The sequence below is a fragment of the Paenibacillus sp. FSL H8-0457 genome (genome assembly GCF_038051935.1).
In the GTDB taxonomy this organism is placed as follows: domain Bacteria; phylum Bacillota; class Bacilli; order Paenibacillales; family Paenibacillaceae; genus Paenibacillus_AQ; species Paenibacillus_AQ lautus_A.
Genome location: NZ_CP150293.1, coordinates 5,473,882 through 5,494,719, shown reverse-complemented (window position 1 = coordinate 5,494,719; position 20,838 = coordinate 5,473,882). Strand labels below are relative to the sequence as shown.

At 49.7% G+C, this 20,838-nt stretch carries 18 protein-coding genes; 13 read left to right on the top strand and 5 right to left on the bottom strand.

Going from position 1 to position 20,838, the window contains the following annotated elements; all coding sequences use genetic code 11:
• Nucleotides 1–147: 147 nt before the first annotated feature.
• The 5 genes from MHI43_RS24465 to dgoD all read left to right on the top strand — a co-directional run bounded on the left by MHI43_RS24465 (nt 148) and on the right by dgoD (nt 6,291).
• A complete protein-coding gene (locus MHI43_RS24465) occupies nt 148–981 on the top strand; it encodes an AraC family transcriptional regulator (protein WP_036659676.1) in 834 nt (277 codons plus the stop codon).
• 222 nt (nt 982–1,203) lie between these two features.
• Nucleotides 1,204–2,160 (top strand): glycoside hydrolase family 43 protein, encoded by a 957-nt coding sequence (locus tag MHI43_RS24460; RefSeq protein ID WP_036659674.1) that lies wholly within the window; start codon nt 1,204–1,206, stop codon nt 2,158–2,160.
• Between the two features lie 65 nt (nt 2,161–2,225).
• Complete coding sequence (locus MHI43_RS24455) at nt 2,226–4,229, top strand: AbfB domain-containing protein (protein ID WP_036659672.1); 2,004 nt, start codon at nt 2,226–2,228, stop codon at nt 4,227–4,229.
• Between the two features lie 263 nt (nt 4,230–4,492).
• Entirely contained in the window at nt 4,493–5,143 is a 651-nt protein-coding gene (locus MHI43_RS24450) for a bifunctional 4-hydroxy-2-oxoglutarate aldolase/2-dehydro-3-deoxy-phosphogluconate aldolase (protein ID WP_036659670.1), read from the top strand.
• Nucleotides 5,143–6,291: a galactonate dehydratase gene (dgoD, locus tag MHI43_RS24445; RefSeq protein ID WP_036659668.1), complete on the top strand. Its 1,149-nt coding sequence runs from the start codon at nt 5,143–5,145 to the stop codon at nt 6,289–6,291. The genes MHI43_RS24450 and dgoD overlap by 1 nt, the downstream gene beginning before the upstream one ends.
• A 153-nt stretch (nt 6,292–6,444) precedes the next feature.
• On the opposite strand, the gene MHI43_RS24440 is transcribed toward dgoD, so the two are convergent.
• The 5 genes from MHI43_RS24440 to MHI43_RS24420 form a co-directional block, all read right to left on the bottom strand.
• Nucleotides 6,445–7,359 carry a nucleoside hydrolase gene (locus tag MHI43_RS24440; RefSeq protein ID WP_036659666.1) on the bottom strand — a complete coding sequence of 305 codons (915 nt, stop codon included), beginning with the start codon at nt 7,357–7,359 and terminating at the stop codon, nt 6,445–6,447.
• 80 nt (nt 7,360–7,439) lie between these two features.
• Nucleotides 7,440–8,363: an LD-carboxypeptidase gene (locus MHI43_RS24435; RefSeq protein WP_036659664.1), complete on the bottom strand. Its 924-nt coding sequence runs from the start codon at nt 8,361–8,363 to the stop codon at nt 7,440–7,442.
• A gap of 113 nt (nt 8,364–8,476) precedes the next feature.
• Nucleotides 8,477–9,301, bottom strand: a complete 825-nt coding sequence (locus MHI43_RS24430) for an NmrA family NAD(P)-binding protein (protein ID WP_036659662.1) — start codon at nt 9,299–9,301, stop codon at nt 8,477–8,479.
• Between the two features lie 58 nt (nt 9,302–9,359).
• Nucleotides 9,360–9,815, bottom strand: a complete 456-nt coding sequence (locus MHI43_RS24425; protein WP_036659660.1) for a MarR family transcriptional regulator — start codon at nt 9,813–9,815, stop codon at nt 9,360–9,362.
• Nucleotides 9,816–9,956: 141 nt separating this feature from the next.
• On the bottom strand, nt 9,957–10,832 hold the full coding sequence (locus tag MHI43_RS24420) for an AraC family transcriptional regulator (protein ID WP_015736893.1): 876 nt from the start codon (nt 10,830–10,832) through the stop codon (nt 9,957–9,959).
• A 140-nt stretch (nt 10,833–10,972) separates the two neighbouring features.
• Between MHI43_RS24420 and MHI43_RS24415 the strand changes: the two genes are divergently transcribed.
• The 8 genes from MHI43_RS24415 (at nt 10,973) to MHI43_RS24380 (ending at nt 20,835) form a co-directional block, all read left to right on the top strand.
• On the top strand, nt 10,973–11,833 hold the full coding sequence (locus tag MHI43_RS24415) for an amidohydrolase family protein (RefSeq protein WP_200868597.1): 861 nt from the start codon (nt 10,973–10,975) through the stop codon (nt 11,831–11,833).
• Nucleotides 11,820–12,761 carry an aldo/keto reductase gene (locus MHI43_RS24410; RefSeq protein WP_015736891.1) on the top strand — a complete coding sequence of 314 codons (942 nt, stop codon included), beginning with the start codon at nt 11,820–11,822 and terminating at the stop codon, nt 12,759–12,761. The genes MHI43_RS24415 and MHI43_RS24410 overlap by 14 nt, the downstream gene beginning before the upstream one ends.
• A 19-nt stretch (nt 12,762–12,780) precedes the next feature.
• Entirely contained in the window at nt 12,781–13,794 is a 1,014-nt protein-coding gene (locus MHI43_RS24405; RefSeq protein ID WP_036659656.1) for a zinc-binding alcohol dehydrogenase family protein, read from the top strand.
• Nucleotides 13,795–14,109: 315 nt separating this feature from the next.
• On the top strand, nt 14,110–15,681 hold the full coding sequence (locus tag MHI43_RS24400) for a response regulator transcription factor (protein ID WP_036659654.1): 1,572 nt from the start codon (nt 14,110–14,112) through the stop codon (nt 15,679–15,681).
• Nucleotides 15,678–17,465 (top strand): sensor histidine kinase, encoded by a 1,788-nt coding sequence (locus tag MHI43_RS24395; RefSeq protein WP_036659653.1) that lies wholly within the window; start codon nt 15,678–15,680, stop codon nt 17,463–17,465. Before MHI43_RS24400 ends, MHI43_RS24395 begins: the two co-directional genes overlap by 4 nt.
• A 186-nt stretch (nt 17,466–17,651) precedes the next feature.
• A complete protein-coding gene (locus tag MHI43_RS24390) occupies nt 17,652–18,962 on the top strand; it encodes an extracellular solute-binding protein (RefSeq protein WP_036659651.1) in 1,311 nt (436 codons plus the stop codon).
• Nucleotides 18,963–19,201: 239 nt separating this feature from the next.
• Nucleotides 19,202–20,017, top strand: a complete 816-nt coding sequence (locus tag MHI43_RS24385) for a sugar ABC transporter permease (protein WP_235201618.1) — start codon at nt 19,202–19,204, stop codon at nt 20,015–20,017.
• Nucleotides 20,014–20,835, top strand: a complete 822-nt coding sequence (locus MHI43_RS24380) for a carbohydrate ABC transporter permease (RefSeq protein WP_015736885.1) — start codon at nt 20,014–20,016, stop codon at nt 20,833–20,835. The genes MHI43_RS24385 and MHI43_RS24380 overlap by 4 nt, the downstream gene beginning before the upstream one ends.
• The last annotated feature ends 3 nt before the right edge of the window (nt 20,836–20,838 follow it).

Genomic DNA, 20,838 nt, shown 5'->3' with positions numbered 1-20,838 from the left:
TTTTAGTCTTATTCGCTTCAATGTTTCACACCAAGCCATGTCAGAACAACCAGGGGACCTCGATATTTATTGACCAGTTTCGGAGGACTTCATAGAATGAATAGAGAAGGACTGCCTATTAGAAGCCTCATAGAAAGAGGATGGAACATGGAAAACAGTGAAAAGAGCTTTGTGATCAGTATGGAGCGCTTTAAGCCTCACACCTTTCAGGCCGAGCAGGGAGAGGGCCTCTTCCAGTCACATGCCCATGAATACGATGAGCTGACGCTGGTATTGGATGGGGAAGGGTACTACAGCTCTTCTGAACAGAATATCAAGGTAGCTGCCGGCGATCTTATCCTGATACCTGCCCGGCTTCATCACGGCTTCGTTTGTACGAGGCCTTGGCAGGGGATATCCGTTCATTTCTTCCACGATAGGCTTCCGGTCCATTGCCAATACCTCTTTCATGAAATAGAGTCCAAACCATATCGGATCCGGAGCGCCCATCTTCACGAAGATGATATGCGGTGGGCGGAAATCAGTTTTTTTCAGCTGGAGAAAGAATGGAATTCCAAGAGGCAAGACATCGATGCCTATAACATGATGCGGATTGCCTTTGAGACAACCTTGCTGATATTCCAGCGTAACAGGGAAACGTCGATAAGGGCGGCAGGTACCGATCAAGTCGTATTGGAAGCGATATTAAAAGAAATTCATAGCAGCTATCATACACAAATTACGGTTAACGAGCTCGCAGCTCGCCATTTTATTTCCGAAAGCAATCTTCGCAGGAAGTTCTCGGAATCCTTCGGCGTCTCGCCAAAGCAGTATATCATCAACCTTCGTTTGATGGAGGCTAAACGGCTGTTGCGACAAACCGATAAGGCGATCGAATCGATCTCCGCCGAGGTGGGCTTTACCTCTTCCAGTCGGTTTTATGAGTTCTTTACGAAAGCGAATGGAGCCACACCGCTTGAATGGCGTAAGCAGAATCCATGAATCGAATCGTTTATGAGGACCGTCCGTCAGGGCGGCCCTTTTCTTTTTCGACCGTCGAAAACGATTCGGTATTGCTTTATTTTGCATATATACTAAAGCGTTTTCATAATTGTTTGCCCAGAATTCATCCCTGATAATTAATGAAAGTAGGAATAAACCGAAGGGGGGACTTCGCTGAAGGCTTTACCTTGACTGGAATGAAGGGATAAAAGGAGAGAGAGCATGTCAAATCGCACAACGACGTTTAGCAATCCAATCGTAGCAAACGCAGCCGATCCTTGGGTGCTGAAGCACACGGATGGCTATTATTACTTTATGTCCACGCAGCCGGGTCGCCTGGAACTTACCCGATCCTCCACCTTGACCGGACTTGCAGAGGGCCGAAGGAAGACCATATGGTCTCCAGAACCGGGAGGTCCCTACAGCTATAACTTGTGGGCACCGGAAATACACGATCTGAATGACAAATGGTACATCTACTATACGGCTAACGATGGCGGAGGAGACGAATCGCGGGGGCTATGCGTGCTGGAGAACGAACATAGCGATCCGCTCGAAGGCGAATGGGTTTGGAAAGGGGCGATGAAGACTCCCGTTCCGGGCTTGGACGGCACCGTGATGACGGTACGGAATCGGCTTTATTTTCTATATGCCGGATACGGACATTTTCCCGAATACGGATCTGCTATTTATATTGCGCAAATGGCTAATCCTTGGACATTGACCGGGGAACACCGCTTGCTAACGGCTCCAACGCTTACGTGGGAAAAACAAGGCGGAATGGCCATTAATGAAGGTCCCGTCACGCTGCATAGGAACGGCCGCATTTTTCTGGTTTATTCCGCCAGCACGACCTGGTCCGAGGATTATGCCCTGGGAATGTTGACGATGGATGAAGATGCCGATCCGATGGATCCGGCTTCATGGCAAAAGTCGATGGAGCCTGTATTTCGCAAAAGTATAGAGAACGGAGTCTATGCGACCGGCCACAACAGCTTTACGAGGTCTCCGGATGATCAAGAGGACTGGATCGTCTTCCATGCGCTTCCTTCAGCCGACGCCGATGCGAGCATCCGCTCGACGCGCATACAGAAATTCGGTTGGAAACTTGATGGGACGCCTGATTTCGGGGTTCCTTGGAGCGATGCGCATCATCAGCCCGTACCATCGGGGGAGTGATCAATGAACGCCTTTAAACAGGTTTGCATATGAAATGATCCATTATCTATTATGGAGGGATCGAGATGAATACTAGGCTGAAACGTTTTGGGCTGCTTGCAGTCATCGTTATGCTGTTCATGTCAACCTTAGCCGCGCCAACGGCGCAGGCGGCTGCTATCGGAACGGTTGTATATAGTAATCCGGCTGAACCGGAGCCTTATTATGTAAGGGCGGTCAAGCTTGATAATGGAGATATTCTGACCACCTTCACCCCGCGGTTTCCCGGCAACGCAGGATGGAGCGGCATGCAGCCCTTTCCCTTTTACAAGAGCACGGATAACGGGGCAACCTGGTCCTTATTCAGTGAAATTGATCCGAATGATTACGGACTGAACCGGAATCAGCAAGGCATGACAACGCTGTATGTACTGCCTCAGCAGGTTGGGGATTATCCGGCAGGAACCTTATTGTTTGCATCCACGGATTGGGACAACTCCGCACCGTATACGATTCATATCTGGAGAAGCACGGACAACGGCGCCACTTGGCAGTTTCACAGCAACCTGGCTGCAAGGGGAACCGAGGGGACAAAGCGTACATGGGAGCCGGAGTTTGCGATCACGGCCGATGGCCGGTTGATTTGCTATTACTCGGATGAGCGGAAACCGGGGTATAACCAGGCAATCGCGCAGGAGATTTCCAGTGACGGTGGACTGACCTGGGGAAATTACAGCATCATTGTGGGCAATCAGGCAGATTGGAATTGGCGTCCGGGGATGCCGCGGGTCATACAAGCGAAGAACGGAAGCTATTTCATGTTTTTTGAGATGCTGGGGGCAGCCCCTAACTTTGCGGTCCGGTTCAAAACCTCACCTGATGGCATCAATTGGGGAAGCCCGACGGATCTGGGGGAGGTTGTAGGAACAGGAATATATCGCGCATCCCAGACACCGGAGGTTGCTTACATCGATGACGGAACCGCGAATGGCCGCTTTTACGTTCGGGGCATGACGGATGTGGTTTCTTCCGCTAACAAAATGTTTACGAGCGCCGATTACGGAGCGACCTGGACGCAAATGGACGCCCCGCTGACCGTAAAAGGGACTAATCAGAGCACACCGGCTGCCTGGAGCGGAACGCTGCTGCCGCTAGGCCCGTCATTGCTCCTGGAGGTCAATACCGTAAAAGTAGGGAGCCGGAATGAAATCCGCGCCAATGTAGCCCAGGTGGACAAGGAATTCTCCATTGTATCCGGGGGGACCTATAAGCTGGTCAATCAGAATAACCAGCTTCTTCTGGATAATGCCGGCGGCGGTTCGCCGGCCGGGACAAACGTCATCCAGTGGAACGATCTCGGGGCAGATACCCAGTGGTGGCGGTTGGATTACAGAAACGGCGGCTTCTTCCGGGCAATGAATGTAAACAACAGCCTGATCCTGGATAATCCCAACGGAGCCACGACACCGGGTACAAACGTGATCATGTGGACGAATAATGAATGGGATACTCAGAGGTGGAAATTTACGCACAAGGGCAACGGATACTACACCAGCATGAACGAGCGCAGCGGATTGATGCTGGACAATGCGGGTGCCGGCGCTCCGGCCGGTACCAAGGTCATTCAATGGACGGCCAATGGTTTGGATACGCAGAATTGGAAAGCGGTGCGGGTGGATGCGGAAATTCCGGTCAATCAGTTCGAGAGCTTTAACATCGCAAACAGTTTTGTTCGTTATCATGACGGCCGAGGGAAGATTGACGGGGGGCAGTACAGCGGTGAATCGCAATGGAGAATGGTTCCTGGACTGGCCGATCCATCCGCCGTCTCCATCGAATCGGTGTCCTTTCCAGGTCAATATCTCAGACATCGCGACGGCAAGATTTGGCTGGAGTCCAATAATGAGTCCTCTCTGTTTAAACAGGATGCGACATGGAAGTTGCGTACCGGCTTTTCAAGTCCATGGGCAGCCTCCTTCGAGTCTTATAACATATCCGGAACATTTATCAGGCACCGGGACGGCATGTTGGAGATCTCGCCGATCACGACTGAATTGGATCAGAAGGACGCCACATTTTACGTGAAGTGATTCATACGTAAGGAATAAGCCTAATATTGTGTGCTTGTTCTTGCAACATAATTAACAAGAGAAGACAGCTGATCAGGCGATCGGCTGCCTTCTTTTCTTGCAAAATATAACATTCCACTATCAGTTCTTTTATCGCGAATACGAAATACGTTTATATAACAGGAATGAATCCGGCTTTTTTAAGTGGACATGCAGCGGGTCCTGTAGGCCGGGTAGGTACAGAAGATGCCACGCGTTAAATGTAAGGAGGGAGCATAAACTTCATGAATACCATGTCCAGCATTCTAGATAACAAAATAATAGCGATTATCCGCGGCGCCAATTCAAAAGACGTTTTGAACATGGCAAAGGCGCTGCACGAAGGCGGGGTGAACATTCTAGAAATCACCATGAATTCACCAAACGTTTTGTCTGTCATTAAAGAGGTATCCGATGAGCTAGGAGATCGGGTGGTGGTGGGTGCCGGTACCGTTCTGGACGCTGAAACTGCGCGAGCCGCTATCTTAGCAGGCGCCAAATTCATTCTGTCTCCTACGGTTGATATAGAAACGATTAGAATGGCAAAACGGTACGGAGCAGTCAGCATCCCGGGTGCCTTTACTCCAACTGAAATTTTATCGGCTCATGAAAATGGCGGAGATATAATCAAAGTATTCCCTGCGACGTTGGGACCAAGCTTCATTAGAGATATACGCGGACCGCTTCCGCAAATTCCGTTGCTGCCAACTGGCGGCGTCGATTTAGACAATATTCAGGAATTTATGAAAGCGGGCGCTGTTGGTTGCGGTATTGGAAGCGCACTTGTGAATACGCAGCATGAGATAACCGATGAGTATCTAGTGCAATTAACAGAAAAAGCGAGACAATTTGCTTCAGCCGTACAATCTAACGAGGATGAAGGAGCGTATTCATAATGAAAATTACGGGTTACGAATTATTCCTGGTGCCGCCCCGCTGGTTGTTTTTAAAGATGGAGACGGATGAAGGCATTATCGGCTGGGGCGAACCTGTCATTGAAGGAAAAGCGAGAACGGTAGGAACCGCAGTAGAAGAGTTAATGGAGAATTTAATAGGGAAAGACCCATTAAGAATAGAGGACCATTGGAATCTCATGTATCGATCAGGCTTTTACCGGGGCGGCCCCATCTTAATGAGTGCGATTTCGGGCATTGATCAAGCCTTATGGGACATCAAAGGGAAATATTATAACGCGCCCGTTCATCAATTGCTTGGGGGAAAAGCAAGGGAGTCCATCAAGGTCTATTCATGGATTGGGGGAGATCGTCCTTCAGATGTCGGGAATTCGGCGAAAGAAGTGGTCTCCCGAGGATTTACAGCCGTAAAAATGAACGGTACGGAAGAACTTCAATATGTCGATTCCTATGAGAAAATAGACCAGGTCATTGAACGCATTGCAGCTGTCAGGGAAGCGGTAGGTCCGTATGTTGGAATCGGCATTGATTTTCATGGTCGCGTGCATAAGCCAATGGCCAAAATCTTAGCCAAAGAGCTGGAACCTTTTCGCCCGATGTTTATTGAAGAACCGGTTTTGCCCGAAAATAATGAAGCGCTGCGCGACATCGCTAATCATGTAGCCATCCCTATTGCAACCGGTGAACGAATGTTCTCCAAATGGGAGTTTAAACGTATATTGATGGATGGATATGTTGATATTATACAGCCGGATCTTTCCCATGCAGGCGGAATTACGGAATGCAAAAAAATCATCTCCATGGCTGAAGCGTTTGATGTGGCGGCAGCTCCGCATTGTCCATTAGGACCGATTGCGTTGGCTTCTTGCCTTCAAGTCGATGCGACTTGCCACAATGCATTTATTCAAGAACAGAGCCTTGGCATTCATTATAATCAGGGGAGCGATTTACTCGATTACATTGTGGATAATCTTGTGTTCGAGTATGAGAACGGTTACGTGAAAATACCGGAGGGTCCTGGCTTGGGAATTGAAATCAACGAAGATCATGTGCGAAAAATGGCCGATATCGGACACAATTGGAGAAACCCCGTTTGGCGGCATACGGATGGAAGCATCGCGGAGTGGTGATAACCCAAACGGATGTCAATCCTAATCACCGGTATTTGTATGTGTATTGCATATAGCTTCCTGGAGCGCCGGCAGCCCCTTCTATATCAAGTAGAAGGGGCTGTTTTTTTGGGATGTATCCTTTATGAGGGCGTTTTTATAAGTTATCCATGTCTACCGGGCAATCCTCAAGAAAAGATCCCGGAACACCTCGTCACGCCGAATGAAATGAACGGAGCGAATCATGTGCCGGAACGGATCATGTATCCATCGGAAATCCTCGGATATGCGCGGACTGTGAACGAGAGCGCTTGGGCACCATTCCGGGTTGTTTAGCCAGGCAATGACGGCAATGTCCCAGATGACCCGGGAATAAGCAAAATGATCGTCGGAACAACTTAAGTATGTTTCGAATAAATAATCCCCGATCTCGCCTTGGCCTTTGACGAAGTCCCGCAGTTCGGATAATGAGGTTTGCAAATGTGATGCCACGCCGAGGCAAGGAACGAGAATGAGCGGAACGCCGCAGTCCAAGACCAGCCTGGATGCGTGCAAATCCTGAAAAAGGTTAAACTCCTTCGTATCGCTCCAATGCAGGGCATGCCCGCCTAACCATACCAGCACGATCCGTTCGAGGATCCGGGGTTCCATGAGCAGGGCGGATGCAACATTCGTGATGGCACCGATCGCAACGACATACAAGGGATCGGCAGGATCGCTTGCCATGGCCCGCTTGACGAGATTGCGCGCGGCTTCGCTTTCGACCGGCTGGTCGGAAGCAGGAAGGTAACCCGTGGAGCCGCGATAGACAGGGATGTCTTCACGTCCCAGAATGCGGCGGATGTTCAATATTTCCTGGTAGCTTTTTTCCATTCCTTCCGCAGGACCTGAAGATAGCTCATTGAAGAAAGGCGCTGCATATAGTGCCTCTACGGTCATGTTGTCCGCCGATTTCAGCGCGTAAGCGATCGCAAATTGATCGTCGATTTCATTGAACGCGTCGGTATCCAGCACCAGGCGGATTTTACGTCCCGGATGCTCCAGACGCTGCAGCAATTGGCTTGCCGGGATCGTTGGAAAAGTTGTCATCGCCATATCCTCCAATCATGTTTGGGCTAGGCCGCAGAGGAGCCGCTCCAGCTGGTTCATCTGGCATTAGGAAACGAACTTTATACGCTGATCGTGGGTTCGACCACCGTTATGGCATTACGGATGGAATCGAGATTAACGGTTGCGCCAATCGGCAGAGCTGCTTTATACACACCATGGCCCGTGGCAAGATTCGTGATCAACGGCTTGCCGAGAGGCACGATGAACTCGTTGATGACATCCTCATAGGCTTTGCCGTAAGCCGTCTGACAGCCTGTACATTCCCCCATGATGATGCCGATGCAGTCACGAAATTTTCCGGCGAGCTTCAAATCGTTGAAGTATCTGTAGACGGTATTGGTAGGTTCATGCGTTTCTTCAAGAACGATGATTTTCCCCCGTGTATCGATTTCGAAGGGAGTCCCCAGCGTATCAACGAATGACGTTAAATTACCGCCTACAAGCGGCCCCGTAACGTTGCCCGGAACCCGGCCGATCAGGGGCATACCAGGCGGGTTCAGGATGGGGCGCGTTAATGAATACAGGGACGTTGCCGCAAAAAACTGATCGAAATTATAGGCTGGCGTTTCGGGTTTGAAGTCAATAAGCAATAGACTATGGAATGTAATTAAATCGACCAGTTGATGCAGGGCGTTTAATAAAACCGTGATATCGCTGTAGCCCGTCAAGATTTTCGGGTGATTTCGGATAACCTGATAATCCAGGTACGGGAGGATTCCGGCTACGCCTGTGCCGCCTCTGGTAGGCAGTATCATTTTAACCTGCTCGTTTTGGAACATCATCATTAAATCGGATGCCCGCTGTTCGTCGGTGCCAGCCAGAAACCCGTTTTGCGCATAAACATATTGACCCAATACAATATTGAACCCCATTGCTCTCAAATATTCGATCCGTGCATCAATGATGCTGGCCGCGAGCGGGCTGCCCAAGGTAACGATTCCAACGGTATCGCCTCTCTGTAGTATTGGCGGACGTATCGGCATATTCCTGCCTCCTACCTTGAAATAGAAGAAGCCTCGTATTCCCGTGTTTCTTTCTAGATTATATTGAATACGCCATCTGCACAGTACTGAAATGAAGCGGGAATAAGTAATCGTCAGTTAGACCTGACTTCCCCTATATAAGATTGGAGGCTTGCTTTCAGGGACGCTGGGGGCCGGCCCAATAAATTCTCCAGATCGCCAGAAGTGGAAGACGTATCGATTTTTCTTAAAAAGCTAAATATCCAATGCTGCACCTTATTGGTGAGACAGAGGGATATCGGTGTTCCCGTTAGCTCGGAAAGAGAGGAGACCAAATCGTTGAAAGTCCAAACGGAAGGCGCAACAAGCTCATAAGTCTTATTCGAATGACCCTCACCGGATAATACCCCCGCTATGGCGGCCGCCAGATCGGAGCGCGTAACCGCGTTGAACTGCCACGATCCCGGTTGGACGCGAAGATGGCCTGTCGACATGGCTGCATGTAAATCCAGTGCTTCAATAAAGTCCATATACAAACCGCTGCGAAGAAACGTATAAGGAATTCCGGTTGTGCGAATGGCGTGCTCGGTAGCCAAATGCAAATGGGTCATTGAAATGTCGCTGTGTTCAGGAAAGGCAAAGCCGGTGTATAAAATATGGCCGACGTTCGCTTTTTTTGCAGCTTCAACCACATGGGCATGCTGCCGCAAACGAACGGTGTCATCGGGGTGGGGGCTAGAAATGAACAACAGGCGAGAAGCGCCGGCGAATGCCCCCTTCAGGGAAGCGGGTTCGTCGTAGTCGCAGTAGCGGACCGCAATTCCCTGCTCCTCCAATGCTGCTGCAGAGTCCATCTGGCGAACGCAAGCAACGATTTGATTGGGCAGAACATGGTGTAAAAGCTCTTTAATAATGAGCCGGCCGAGCCGGCCGCTGGCTCCAGTAATGACGATAGACATCAATGTCATCCTTTCCCTATTTGGTTAAGTACTTAACTAAATTGGCATGAAATCACCGTTACGACTCCTTTAATTTTTGCAGAAGGCCCAGAAGCTGCTTTAATTCAAGTTCACTCAGCACGTTCATTTTTTCGGATATCCGCTGCCTGTTCGCGGGCAGGTTGTGAAGCAATAGATGCTGACCTTCGCTTGTAATGGTGATGACCGACTTTCGACCGTCCCGGGGATGGGGATCCCGGCGAATCAAGCCTTCATGCTCCAAGGGGGTAAGCAGCAGACTGATATTGGGTTTGGTTACACCGATTGTTTGTGCCAGCTTGGAAGGAAGCATCGTACCTCCCTCTTTCATAAGCTCAACTAATATCCGTATTCTGGCCCCGTTCAGTCCTTGCGATTTCCAATAGCTTTCGGATACGTCGACCAGCTTTGCCGTTGTCTCCACTAGGGAAAAAAAAGCAAGGGCAGGCAGCGGCAAATCCAGCACGTAATGTTGCAGGTCATTCAAAGTGATCATGCCTCCCATATTGTTAAGTCCTTAACTATATTCAATGTAATTCTTGAGTGAGCCATTGTCAACTGAGAAAAATGTGTGAATCCGTCGTTCCAGGTAAAGCAACAAGCACTTGCCATGATCGCAAGTGCTTGCTGGCGTGTCTTAACGATGGGAAACAGCTTGCCTCCTGTATGCTCCCGGGGTCATGCCCGTCAATTTTTTGAAATTGCGATGAAAGTGCGTCAGCGTGGCGTACCCGCAGATTTCAGCGATTTGCCCGACAGACGCCTCGTGGTTTCGCAGAAGCTCTTTGGCACGGGCAATCCGTTTAGCATGCATGTAACCCGTCACATGCAAACCGGTGTATTTCTTGAACATGCGGGAGAAATGGGCGGGGTCCACCGCAGCTTGTGCCGACAGAGCGGCTAGTCCGATAGGCTGATCCAGGTGTTCGTGAATCCATTGGATGGAATCCATCAGCCAGGCCGGGCCGATCTGGGAGTGGGCGGTCTGTTCTGCGGACAGGGTGCTGATATAGCGATTGATATGCAGCAGCAAGGAGCGAAGCTGAAGCACGAGCGCCTCGCGGAATCCTAGCTGGGCAAGCCGGATTTCTTCCGAGATTCCTTTCAGCATGTCCTCGATATAGGCTTGGTTCGACTCGGGTAATTGATGACGATAGGAGCCTGTTTTTTGAGCATATTCAAAACAACTGAGGACGGAGTATTGCAAATCGCTTCCGTTCGCACCGAGTACAAGCGAAGGCGCAAAGAATAAAGCACTCGAAACAATGGGCTGGTCCGGGTCAGGGAAAGAGCTGTGAATCGTGTTCCCAGGTATGATGAAAAGGTCGCCTTCTTTTTTCTCCATCAGCTTGTTCTCAATAAAAAAAGTGCCTTTTCCCTGGTACACATAAACCAATTCGTAAAGATCATGCAAGTGATGAGGCAGCTCCAATTGGGGGCTTTTTTTAGTCCGATAAACCATTTCCATCGGAAACAGGGGGTCCCCTTGAAAGGGTTTACGCAGGGGAGTCATGATTCACCACTCCTTATCCTCTATTAAGGACAACAATATCAAAATAGGTTATAAAAATGCAATCCTTGGCTATTTTTGTGCACAGATTATGAACGTACAATAAAGATAGCGAACATAACACCTAAAAGGCAGGGATGTATATGAGATTGGATGCCCACCAGCATTATTGGCTGATTGAGCGAGGGGACTATGAATGGATCACGCCGGAGGTTCCGGAACTTTACCGAAATTTCCTGCCCTCCGATCTTAAGCCGCATTTGGATTCGCATCAATTGGACGGCAGCATAACGGTACAGGCTGCACCGACCTTGGAAGAGACGGACTATCTCTTATCGTTGGCGGATCGCGATGCTTCCATTGTCGGAGTGGTAGGATGGATCGACCTGTTCGATCCGGAGCACCGCCGGCATTATGAGCGATTTCGGAAACATCCGAAATTTATCGGCTTTCGCATCATGATTCAGGATATGCCGGATGCCAATGTGATCCTGGAGCCGGCTTTTATCCAAGCATTGAATGAATATGTCAAGGAAGACGTCCCGATCGATCTTCTTGTTCGGAGTCATCAGCTGGAGACGCTGTTGAAGCTGATTGAGCAGGTCCCCGGCATCCGCGGCGTCATCGATCATCTGGGCAAACCGCCGATCCGAAGCGGACAGATCGAACCTTGGGAGAACATCATGAAGCGAATCGCCCGTTTTCCGCGCATCTACTGCAAGCTATCCGGTATGGTCACCGAGGCGGAACATCGCCGGTGGAGCCAGGAAGACTTTAATGGGTATGTACATAAAGTGGTCGCGATGTTCGGTCCCGATCGGATCATGTTCGGCAGCGATTGGCCCGTGTGCCTGCTATCGGCGGGATATGACCAAGTGGTTAACGTATTGGCAGAAGCGCTGCCAAAGCATTGGGGAGAACGGGAACATGCGCGTTTGTTCGGTCTGAACGCCAAGGCGTTCTATAAGTTGGAAAAGGGTGGTGTTCATCATGAAATACCGTAAGTTAGGCCGAACCGGTCTGGATGTTTCGGTATTAGGCTTCGGAGCGTCTTCCCTAGGCTCCGTCTTTCGGGAAACCGACGACAGCGAGGGAATCCGTACCGTGCACGCAGCCATGGATGCGGGCATCAATTTGATCGATGTATCCCCTTATTACGGATTGACGAAGGCGGAAACCGTGCTGGGCGAAGCGATCCGACAATTACCCCGGGACCAATTTATCCTGTCTACGAAAGCAGGCCGCTATGGCGAGAATGATTTTGATTTCACGTCCAAGCGGATAATCGCCAGTATCGATGAGAGCTTGAAGCGACTCCAAACCGATTACGTGGACATTCTCTTTTTGCATGATATTGAGTTCGTTCCCGCATCCGTTGTAATGGAGGAAGCCCTTCCTGCACTCCAGCTTTTAAAGGAAAAGGGGAAAATCCGTTTTGGAGGGATTTGCGGTCTGCCTCTGCAGCTGTTCGAAAAATTGCTGCCTCAAATCGAAGTGGACGCCATCATTTCTTACTGCCATTATTCTTTGAACGATCAGACGCTTACCGGTTTGCTGCCGCTGCTTGACAAGGAGGGAATTGGGCTCATTAACGCATCTCCCTTATCCATGGGCCTTCTCGGTTCCCGAGGAGCACCCTCCTGGCATCCGGCTTCAGCGGATATCAGGGAAGCCTGCAGACGTGCGGCCGAGTATTGCGCTAAAGCTGGAGCAGATATCGCGAAGCTAGCCGTGCAATTCTCGACTTCGAATGAACAGATCCCGACGACGCTGGTCAGTACGGCCAATCCCGACAATATACAACGTAATGCCGCTTGGAGTGAAGAGCCGCTGGATCAGACCCTCTTGGCGGAAGTATTGAAGATATTGGAGCCCGTACAAGGGCGGACTTGGACAAGTGGACGCCCGGAATACAATGAAGGCATCCGATGATGAAGAGGAGGCAGCTGGGATGAAGGGTATCGTATGTCAAGAGATCGGGAAATTTCAATTCCGGGAGGATTTGCCCGAGCCTCCATTGCTCGAAGGAGAAGCCATCGTCAACATCAAGCGGATCGGGATTTGCGGCACGGATCTGCATGCCTTTCGCGGGAATCAGCCCTTTTTTACGTACCCGCGTATTCTCGGCCATGAGCTATCCGGCATCATTGAACAAGTCGGAGCTAACGAAGAGGGATTGAAGCCCGGAGACACCGTCTGCGTCATTCCTTACATTCACTGCGGGGAATGTATGCCTTGCCTTAGAGGCAAAACAAACTGTTGTAGATCGTTGAAGGTGATGGGTGTGCATATCGACGGCGGCATGCGTGAGCGCATCTCCGTTCCGACTCGCCATTTGATGCGGGCGGAAGGGCTGACCTTGGATCAGGCTGCCTTGGTAGAACCGCTTGCCATCGGCGCGCATGGCGTTAAACGAGCGAATGTGACCCCGAAGGATACGGTTTTAGTCATCGGAGCCGGTCCGATAGGACTCGGGATCATGGTTTTTGCCAAGGCGCTAGGGGCAACCGTTATTGCCATGGATATGAACGCCGATCGGTTGGCCTTCTGCAAAACCTGGGCGAAGGTGGATCATGCCCTCCAGGTTGGAGATGAATTGTCCGATCTTTCGAAGCTAACGGATGGAGAATTTCCCTCCATCGTTTTGGACGCAACGGGAAACCAATCCTCCATGACCAACGCTTTTAACATGGTTGCACACGGGGGGACCCTGGTGTATGTAGGCTTGATTCAAGGGGACATTTCATTTCGGGATCCCGAATTCCATAAGCGGGAATTGACGCTGATGGGCAGCCGTAACGCGACCAGGGATGATTTCCATGATGTGATGAAGCGGATCTCGGAAGGCGGCATGGATGTAGATCCGTACATCACCCATCGATGCCGGTTTGACGATTTGATCCAAGAATTCCAGGGCTGGCTCCGTCCTTCCGCCAAGGTCATTAAGGCGATGGTGGAACTTTGAACCATTCTCTTGAATTGGTTTGAACATCGTTCAGATGAAAGAGGATCATGGAAGGTCAAACGGCAGATGGAAATGGACAGCATATTTCTTAATTTTATTTTGCAGTGTATGATAACAGTATGTCTTAATTTCTTCCACGCGGATTCTCTTCCATTGACGGACGAGGTTAAGTCATATTCGGGAATTCGTAAACGGTTACATTAGGAATCAAGGCGGGGATGGAAGGGATTGCCCTGGTAATTCAGGGCTTTTTTTAAATTGTATTCATACCGTGTATGACTGCGGAAGGTTGCAAGCTGCAAGGGGGGAGCGGACATGAAACCCGTATTCAAGATCATGATCGTGGACGACGAAATGCTTGTCAGGCAGGGGATTAAGCACCTTCTGGATTGGGAACAGGAGGGGTACCGAATCGTAGGCGAGGCTTCAAACGGTCAGGAAGCACTGAATTTGATGGATGAGGTGAGTCCTCATGTCATTCTTACCGACATCGTAATGCCCGTCATGGGAGGGGAGAAGCTGGTCAAGGTCGTTAAGGAGAAGTATCCCCACATTGAAATCATCGTTCTTAGCAGTTTCAGCGAATTCGATTATGTTCGGTCTACTTTTCAGAGCGGCGTAGCGGACTATATCCTGAAGCCGAAGCTGGAAGCCGATTATCTGTTGTCCATCCTTAATAAGGTTACGGCCAAAATGGTCGCCATGAAGCCGGACGCCGATCCACGTGCGGATCAAGGGGAAGCGCAGATCCTGCAAGCCATCGAGAAACTCATGACGGGTTATGAGTCTTCGCTGGATCCCTTGCTGCTGCATTCGAGGTTTCCTTTCGGACAGTATTTGTTTTTCGGTGCGGATATGAAGCATATGAAAGAGTCCGGGGACAGATGGAGTTTCGGAAACGAATTGGAAAGCGAACTCCAAAAGCTAGCGATGGCCGACATGGTGTTTATGCGGTTGAAGTTTGTCAACGATACGGCTCTTTTTTTGCTGAACGTGAATCCCGAGCGGAGGAACGAACTTGTCATTGAACTCCGGCAACTGATCCCCAAACTGGCTCATGATACGAGTGAGACGCATTTTGTTATCAGCCAGTGCTTCGCCGACTTTAATAGTCTCGGCGAGGTATATCATGACAATTATCTGAAACTCATGCGATACGGCTTCTTCCTTAAGGATCGGACGCTGATTGAATACGAACATTTGCCGGGCCTTCCGGATTCGCCTCTCGAATACGACATGGGCGAGCTCTTGGAACAGTTGAAGCGCAAGCAGTACCGGAAGGCCTTCAGCGGCTTTTTGGAATACGCCTGCCTGCGCTCGATGGATTATCGTACCGATATTTTCGAATTCAAATCGTCGTTGGGGAATTTCATATTTAACGTGGCGACCACGCTTGGAAAAATGAAGGTCGAGACCGGAAGCCTGGAGAATGCCAAATACGACTATTTCCGAAAAATAGACGAAGCCAGGTATGCCGGCGAAGCTATCGCCGTTGTCGAAGCGTTCATCCGCGAAGCGGAACGTGCGATAGGCGAGACGAATACATCCGTTAATCCCAATATGGACAGGCTGCTTGAATATATTCAGGACCATTATGCCGACCCCATCACACTTACCGGAGTGGCCAGGCAGTTTCACTTTAATGCTTCTTATCTGTCGAGTTATTTTGCTTCGTATAATGGGGAGGGATTCAGCGAATACCTCAATAAAATCCGTTTGGAAAAAGCCATGGAGCTGCTTCTGACAACGGAACTTACGATTTCCGAAATCAGCGCCAGCGTAGGGTACTCCGATCAGAGTTACTTCACTAAGGTGTTCAAGAAGCAGACAGGCATCTCTCCGAGTCAGTTTCGGAGGCAAGACGCGCGGGAGATACGGGAATCATGATCGGAAATGTCATAACCAAGCTGCGAAAACAAGGATTATTCCTTAAGCTGTTTCTTGTGACCCTCATCAGCATCGTTACCGTTTCCCTCCTGACGCTGTCCATTACCATCAGCATGTCGGAGAAGTTGTTTCTGCAGACCTTCAGCATCACGAACGGCAAGCTGTTGAACCAGATGAAGTCAAACCTGGAGTCCTATAATAACGCTATAGCCACCGGTGCCACCATGATCGCCCAGAATGCAGCGATCCGAAGCTATTTATCGGGCGGAGAAACGGAGGCTGTGGCTCTTGCGATGAAAACGTACCGGATGACAGAGGGCATGAAGTCGATTCAGTCCAACTTTAGCGCCTATGACGTCGGCATCATGATCGTTGGAGCGAATGGCAGAAGTTATTCTACCGATCCTTGGTATTGGTCGGTCTCGGCCGAGGAACTGAAGGATCACCCGATTACCAAGACAACGATGGACCATCCTGCGCAAATCCTGTACCAGCTCTATCGCGGCGATGATCCTAATAACGCACAGGAGCCCATGCTCGTCGCCTCCAAAGCTCTCTTTGACCAGTCTACCGGCAGAATTTACGGCACCTTGTACGTAGCCATTCGCGACCGGAATTTTAAGCCCTTCTATGCGAATTTTACGAGCGAAGGCAATGACGTCGTGCTGTTGAACAAGGAAGGGGTCATTGTTTCCGCCAACAGGACCGAATTGATCGGGATGTCGGATGAGGGGCTGCTTCAAGAAGTCGTAACGGATCAGGGCGAGGGAGAAGACGATCAATCCGCCTATGTAATGGGGAACGAACGAATTGTATTCTCGGAATATTTGCCCGAATTCGAATTCTATTTGGTGAATATGATCGACAAGAAAGCCGTGACCGGACAGATGGTGAATGCAAAAGCCGTCACGTTGACGATCATGGCCATCGTTGCGATATCGCTTGTCATTGTTTTTCTGATCACCCGGCGAATGACGCAGTCGCTCCGCGTACTCGTCGAACAGATGTCGAGCATGCCGACGAGCGGGTTCGATCATCATGTAGATGTGGCAAACAGCAGTTATGAAGTGAAGGAATTAGGGAGCGCCTATAATTATATGCTTGATGCGCTGCATGATTATGTGGAACGATTGATGGAAACCCAGAAGCAGCAGCGAAACGCGGAGCTGGCCGCGCTTCAAATGCAGATCAATCCGCATTTTTTGTATAATACGCTGGCTTCGGTCAAATTTCTGGTGCAGCAGGGCAACAAGGAAAAAGCCGCGGGTACGATTAACGCGCTCATATCGCTCCTGCAAAATACGGTCAGCGATATTCATTCTACGATACCTGTGCGGCAGGAACTCGAGACGCTAAAGCATTATGTATATATTAATCATGTGCGTTATGGAGAGAAAATCCGCGTTCATTACTTCGTCGAGCCGGATAGCCTGGATTATCATATGCCCAAGCTCATTCTTCAGCCTTTTATTGAGAATGCATTCTTCCACGCATTCAACATCAAGGGAGAGGGAAGAATTCTGATCATGATTGCCGTTCAGGAAGACCAGCTTGTGTGTGAAGTCGTAGATGACGGGGACGGTATGAATCTTGAGCAGAACCTGCCCAAAGAAGACTCGTTGCCTGCACCGATGAGCAAACGTCAATTGTTCTCCGGCATTGGGATACGCAATGTGGATGATCGAATTAAATTGATGTACGGCGAGAAATACGGGGTCCACATTACAAGCAAACGCAGTGAAGGAACAAAAATCATCATTACGCTTCCATTGACCCAAAGCTAAAGATATTACAAGAACCTAAAAATAGTACCAGAGCCGGTATGAAAGCGAAAACAGGATCCAATAATAGCACCAAAGCTGACAAAGATAGTGCCAATGAAAACGAATACAAGGTGATAAGATGGATGCGTAACAGAGAAAACGCTTCCATCTTTTATTATTTTTCAGATTAAAAAGGGGGTTTACGGATTGAAAAAATTAATGAGTCTACTGTTGGCTGGCGTTGTACTCTTGTCGGCATGCTCTTCGGGCGGTACGGAAGGCGGATCCGACAGCACCGGCAATTCCGGCAATGAAGGCAGTGCCGGGACAAAAGAGATTACGGTTTGGGCTTGGGACCCGGCATTTAACATTGCGGCCATGAATGTTGCCAAGGAAGCCTATGCTCAAGTGAATCCGGATGTCACGATTAATGTGGTAGAGAATGCCCAGGCCGATATCGTCCAAAAGCTGAACACCGGGTTGAATTCCGGTTCCACGAAAGGGTTGCCTAACATCGTGCTCATTGAGGATTACCGTGCACAGAGCTTCTTGCAAGCGTATCCGGACTCCTTCTACGAATTGACGGACGTCGTGAAAGTGGACGATTTCGCGGATTACAAGATTGGCCCGACCAGCGTCGACGGTAAGCAGTACGGCGTTCCGTTTGACTCCGGCGTGACGGGAATGTACGTACGGACGGATTATCTCGAGCAGGCAGGCTACAGTCTGGACGACCTGCAGGACATCGACTGGAAGCAGTACATCGAGATTGGCAAAGCCGTCAAAGAGAAAACCGGCAAAAGCATGATTACGCTGGATCCTAATGACCTGGGACTTATCCGTATGATGATCCAATCCGCGGGGGCATGGTATACGGCGGAAGACGGCCATACGCCGACGATTGCTGACAATGCTCCATTGAAGGAAGCCTTTGAATTATACAAAGAAATGATGGATTCCGGCATCGTGAAGGTGAATTCGGACTGGAGCCAATTCGTCGGAGCATTCAACAGCGGTGAAGTGGCTACCGTGCCGACCGGCAACTGGATCACGCCTTCGATCAAAGCCGAAGCTTCCCAATCCGGTAAATGGGCGGTAGCCCCGCTGCCGAAGCTTGCAGCAACCGAAGGCTCTGTCCATGCATCCAACCTGGGCGGCAGTTCCTGGTATGTTATGAATGTAGAGGGTAAAGAAGCAGCTGCGGAGTTCCTCGCGAAGACGTTTGCTTCCGATGCTGAGCTGTATCAGACATTGAACACAAAAGTCGGGGTGATCGGCACCCTGAAAGCCGCTGCAAGCGGAGAAGCTTACGCGGCAGCGGATGAGTATTTCCAAGGGCAAAAAGTCGTTTCGGACTTTGCCGCTTGGACCGAACAAATTCCTAACGTGAACTACGGCATGAACACTTACGCGATCGAGGACATTATGGTCGTTGCCATGCAGGCGTATCTCGGCGGTAAAGACGTGGAAACCGTTCTGAAAGATGCGCAGGCGCAAGCCGATACGCAAATTCGTTAAAACACACTCAGGCAGTACAACCAATGCCCTTGCTCCTTCTTCTCCTGTAAAGTGGACATCTGCTGAAGGAAGGGGAGCGAGGGTTTTATTATTTCTATCCAAAAGAAATGATCAACAGAAGGGTGTGGAGTGGTGTGAATACAGAAAAAGCCAGGCTAAGCCCGCAAATTCACAAGGGCCTTAACAGTCAAAGGCGGATACGTTTGACAGGCTGGTTCTTTATCCTTGTGCCGGTTGTCATGATTAGTATTTTTTATTTCTATCCGATGGTTCAAGCGTTAATCCTATCCTTCAAATCGGGCAGGGGCAGCAATCTTCAGTTTGTCGGACTAGACAACTATATTCGCCTGTTCAGCGATACCACCTTCCTTACGGCCGTCAAGAACACGTTTATTTACTTACTCATTCAGGTTCCGGTCATGCTGGTGCTGGCACTCTTTATCGCTGTGCTGCTCAATGACGATCGATTGAAGTTCAAAGGTTTTTTCAGAACGGCGATTTTCCTGCCGACGGTAACCTCTCTTGTCGCGTACTCCGTCGTTTTCAAGTACATGTTCGGAGCTGACGGCATCGTCAATAAATTTCTGGTGAATCTTCATCTCATCCAGGAACCGATTCAATGGATTACCGACCCGTTCTGGGCCAAAGTCACGATTATCATCGCGATCACCTGGCGTTTTACAGGCTATAATATGATTTTCTATTTATCGTCACTGCAAAATATCGATAAATCCGTATATGAAGCTGCACGCATTGATGGTGCGAATGCCTTCACGCAGTTTTTCAAAATTACGATTCCGCTCTTGAAGCCGATCATCTTGTTTACGACGATCACATCGACCATTGGAACGCTCCAGTTGTTTGACGAGGTGGTTAACATCACCAAAGGCGGCCCCGGAAACGCAACCATGTCGATATCGCAATATATTTACAACCTTTCTTTCGAATACACGCCTGACTTTGGATACGCAGCTACCGTTTCTTATTCGATCGTACTCATGGTGGTCCTATTGACGATGATCCAGAACAAAGTTGGAGGTGACAAGAGATCATGAGAACCAAACGCGTGTTTACTTACCTGTTTTTAATTGTCGCTGCCCTGATCTCCATCTTTCCGTTTATCTGGATGGTTGTCAGTGCCACCAATCCGTCCGTGGACGTAACGAAAGGGACGCTGCTGCCGGGTTCGCACCTGGTCAAGAATATCAACAATCTGTTCAGTTCCGTGGACATGTGGCAAGCTCTGTGGAATTCCGCAAAAATCTCGGTGGTGACTACCGTGCTTTCACTGCTGGTAGCATCAGCGGCGGGTTATGGATTTGAGATGTACCGCAGCCGCGGCAAAGATATCGTATTTAATATCCTCCTGGCCTCGATGATGATTCCGTTCGCGGCAATCATGGTGCCTTTATTTCAGATGTTTGCCAAAGTATCGGGGGTTGTCCCCTTTCTAGGCATTGATACGGCAGGGGCTGTCATTCTGCCGACATTCACGACGGCCTTCCTTATTTTCTTCTTCCGACAAAGCACAAAAATGTTTCCCAAGGACATGATGGAAGCCGGTCGCATCGACGGACTCTCGGAGATCGGCTTGTTCTTCCGCATTTATATGCCGACGATGAAATCGACCTATGCCGCCGCCGCGATTATTACGTTCCTGAACAGCTGGAACAACTATTTGTGGCCGCTGATCGTGCTGCAATCGCCGGAGAATATGACCGTGCCCCTGCTGATATCGAACCTGGGATCAGGCTACGCCCCCGACTACGGTTTGATCATGTCTGCGATTGTCATTACGACGCTGCCGACGGCACTGGTGTTCTTCATGATGCAGAAGCAGTTTGTTGCCGGAATGACAGGTTCAGTTAAATAAAAA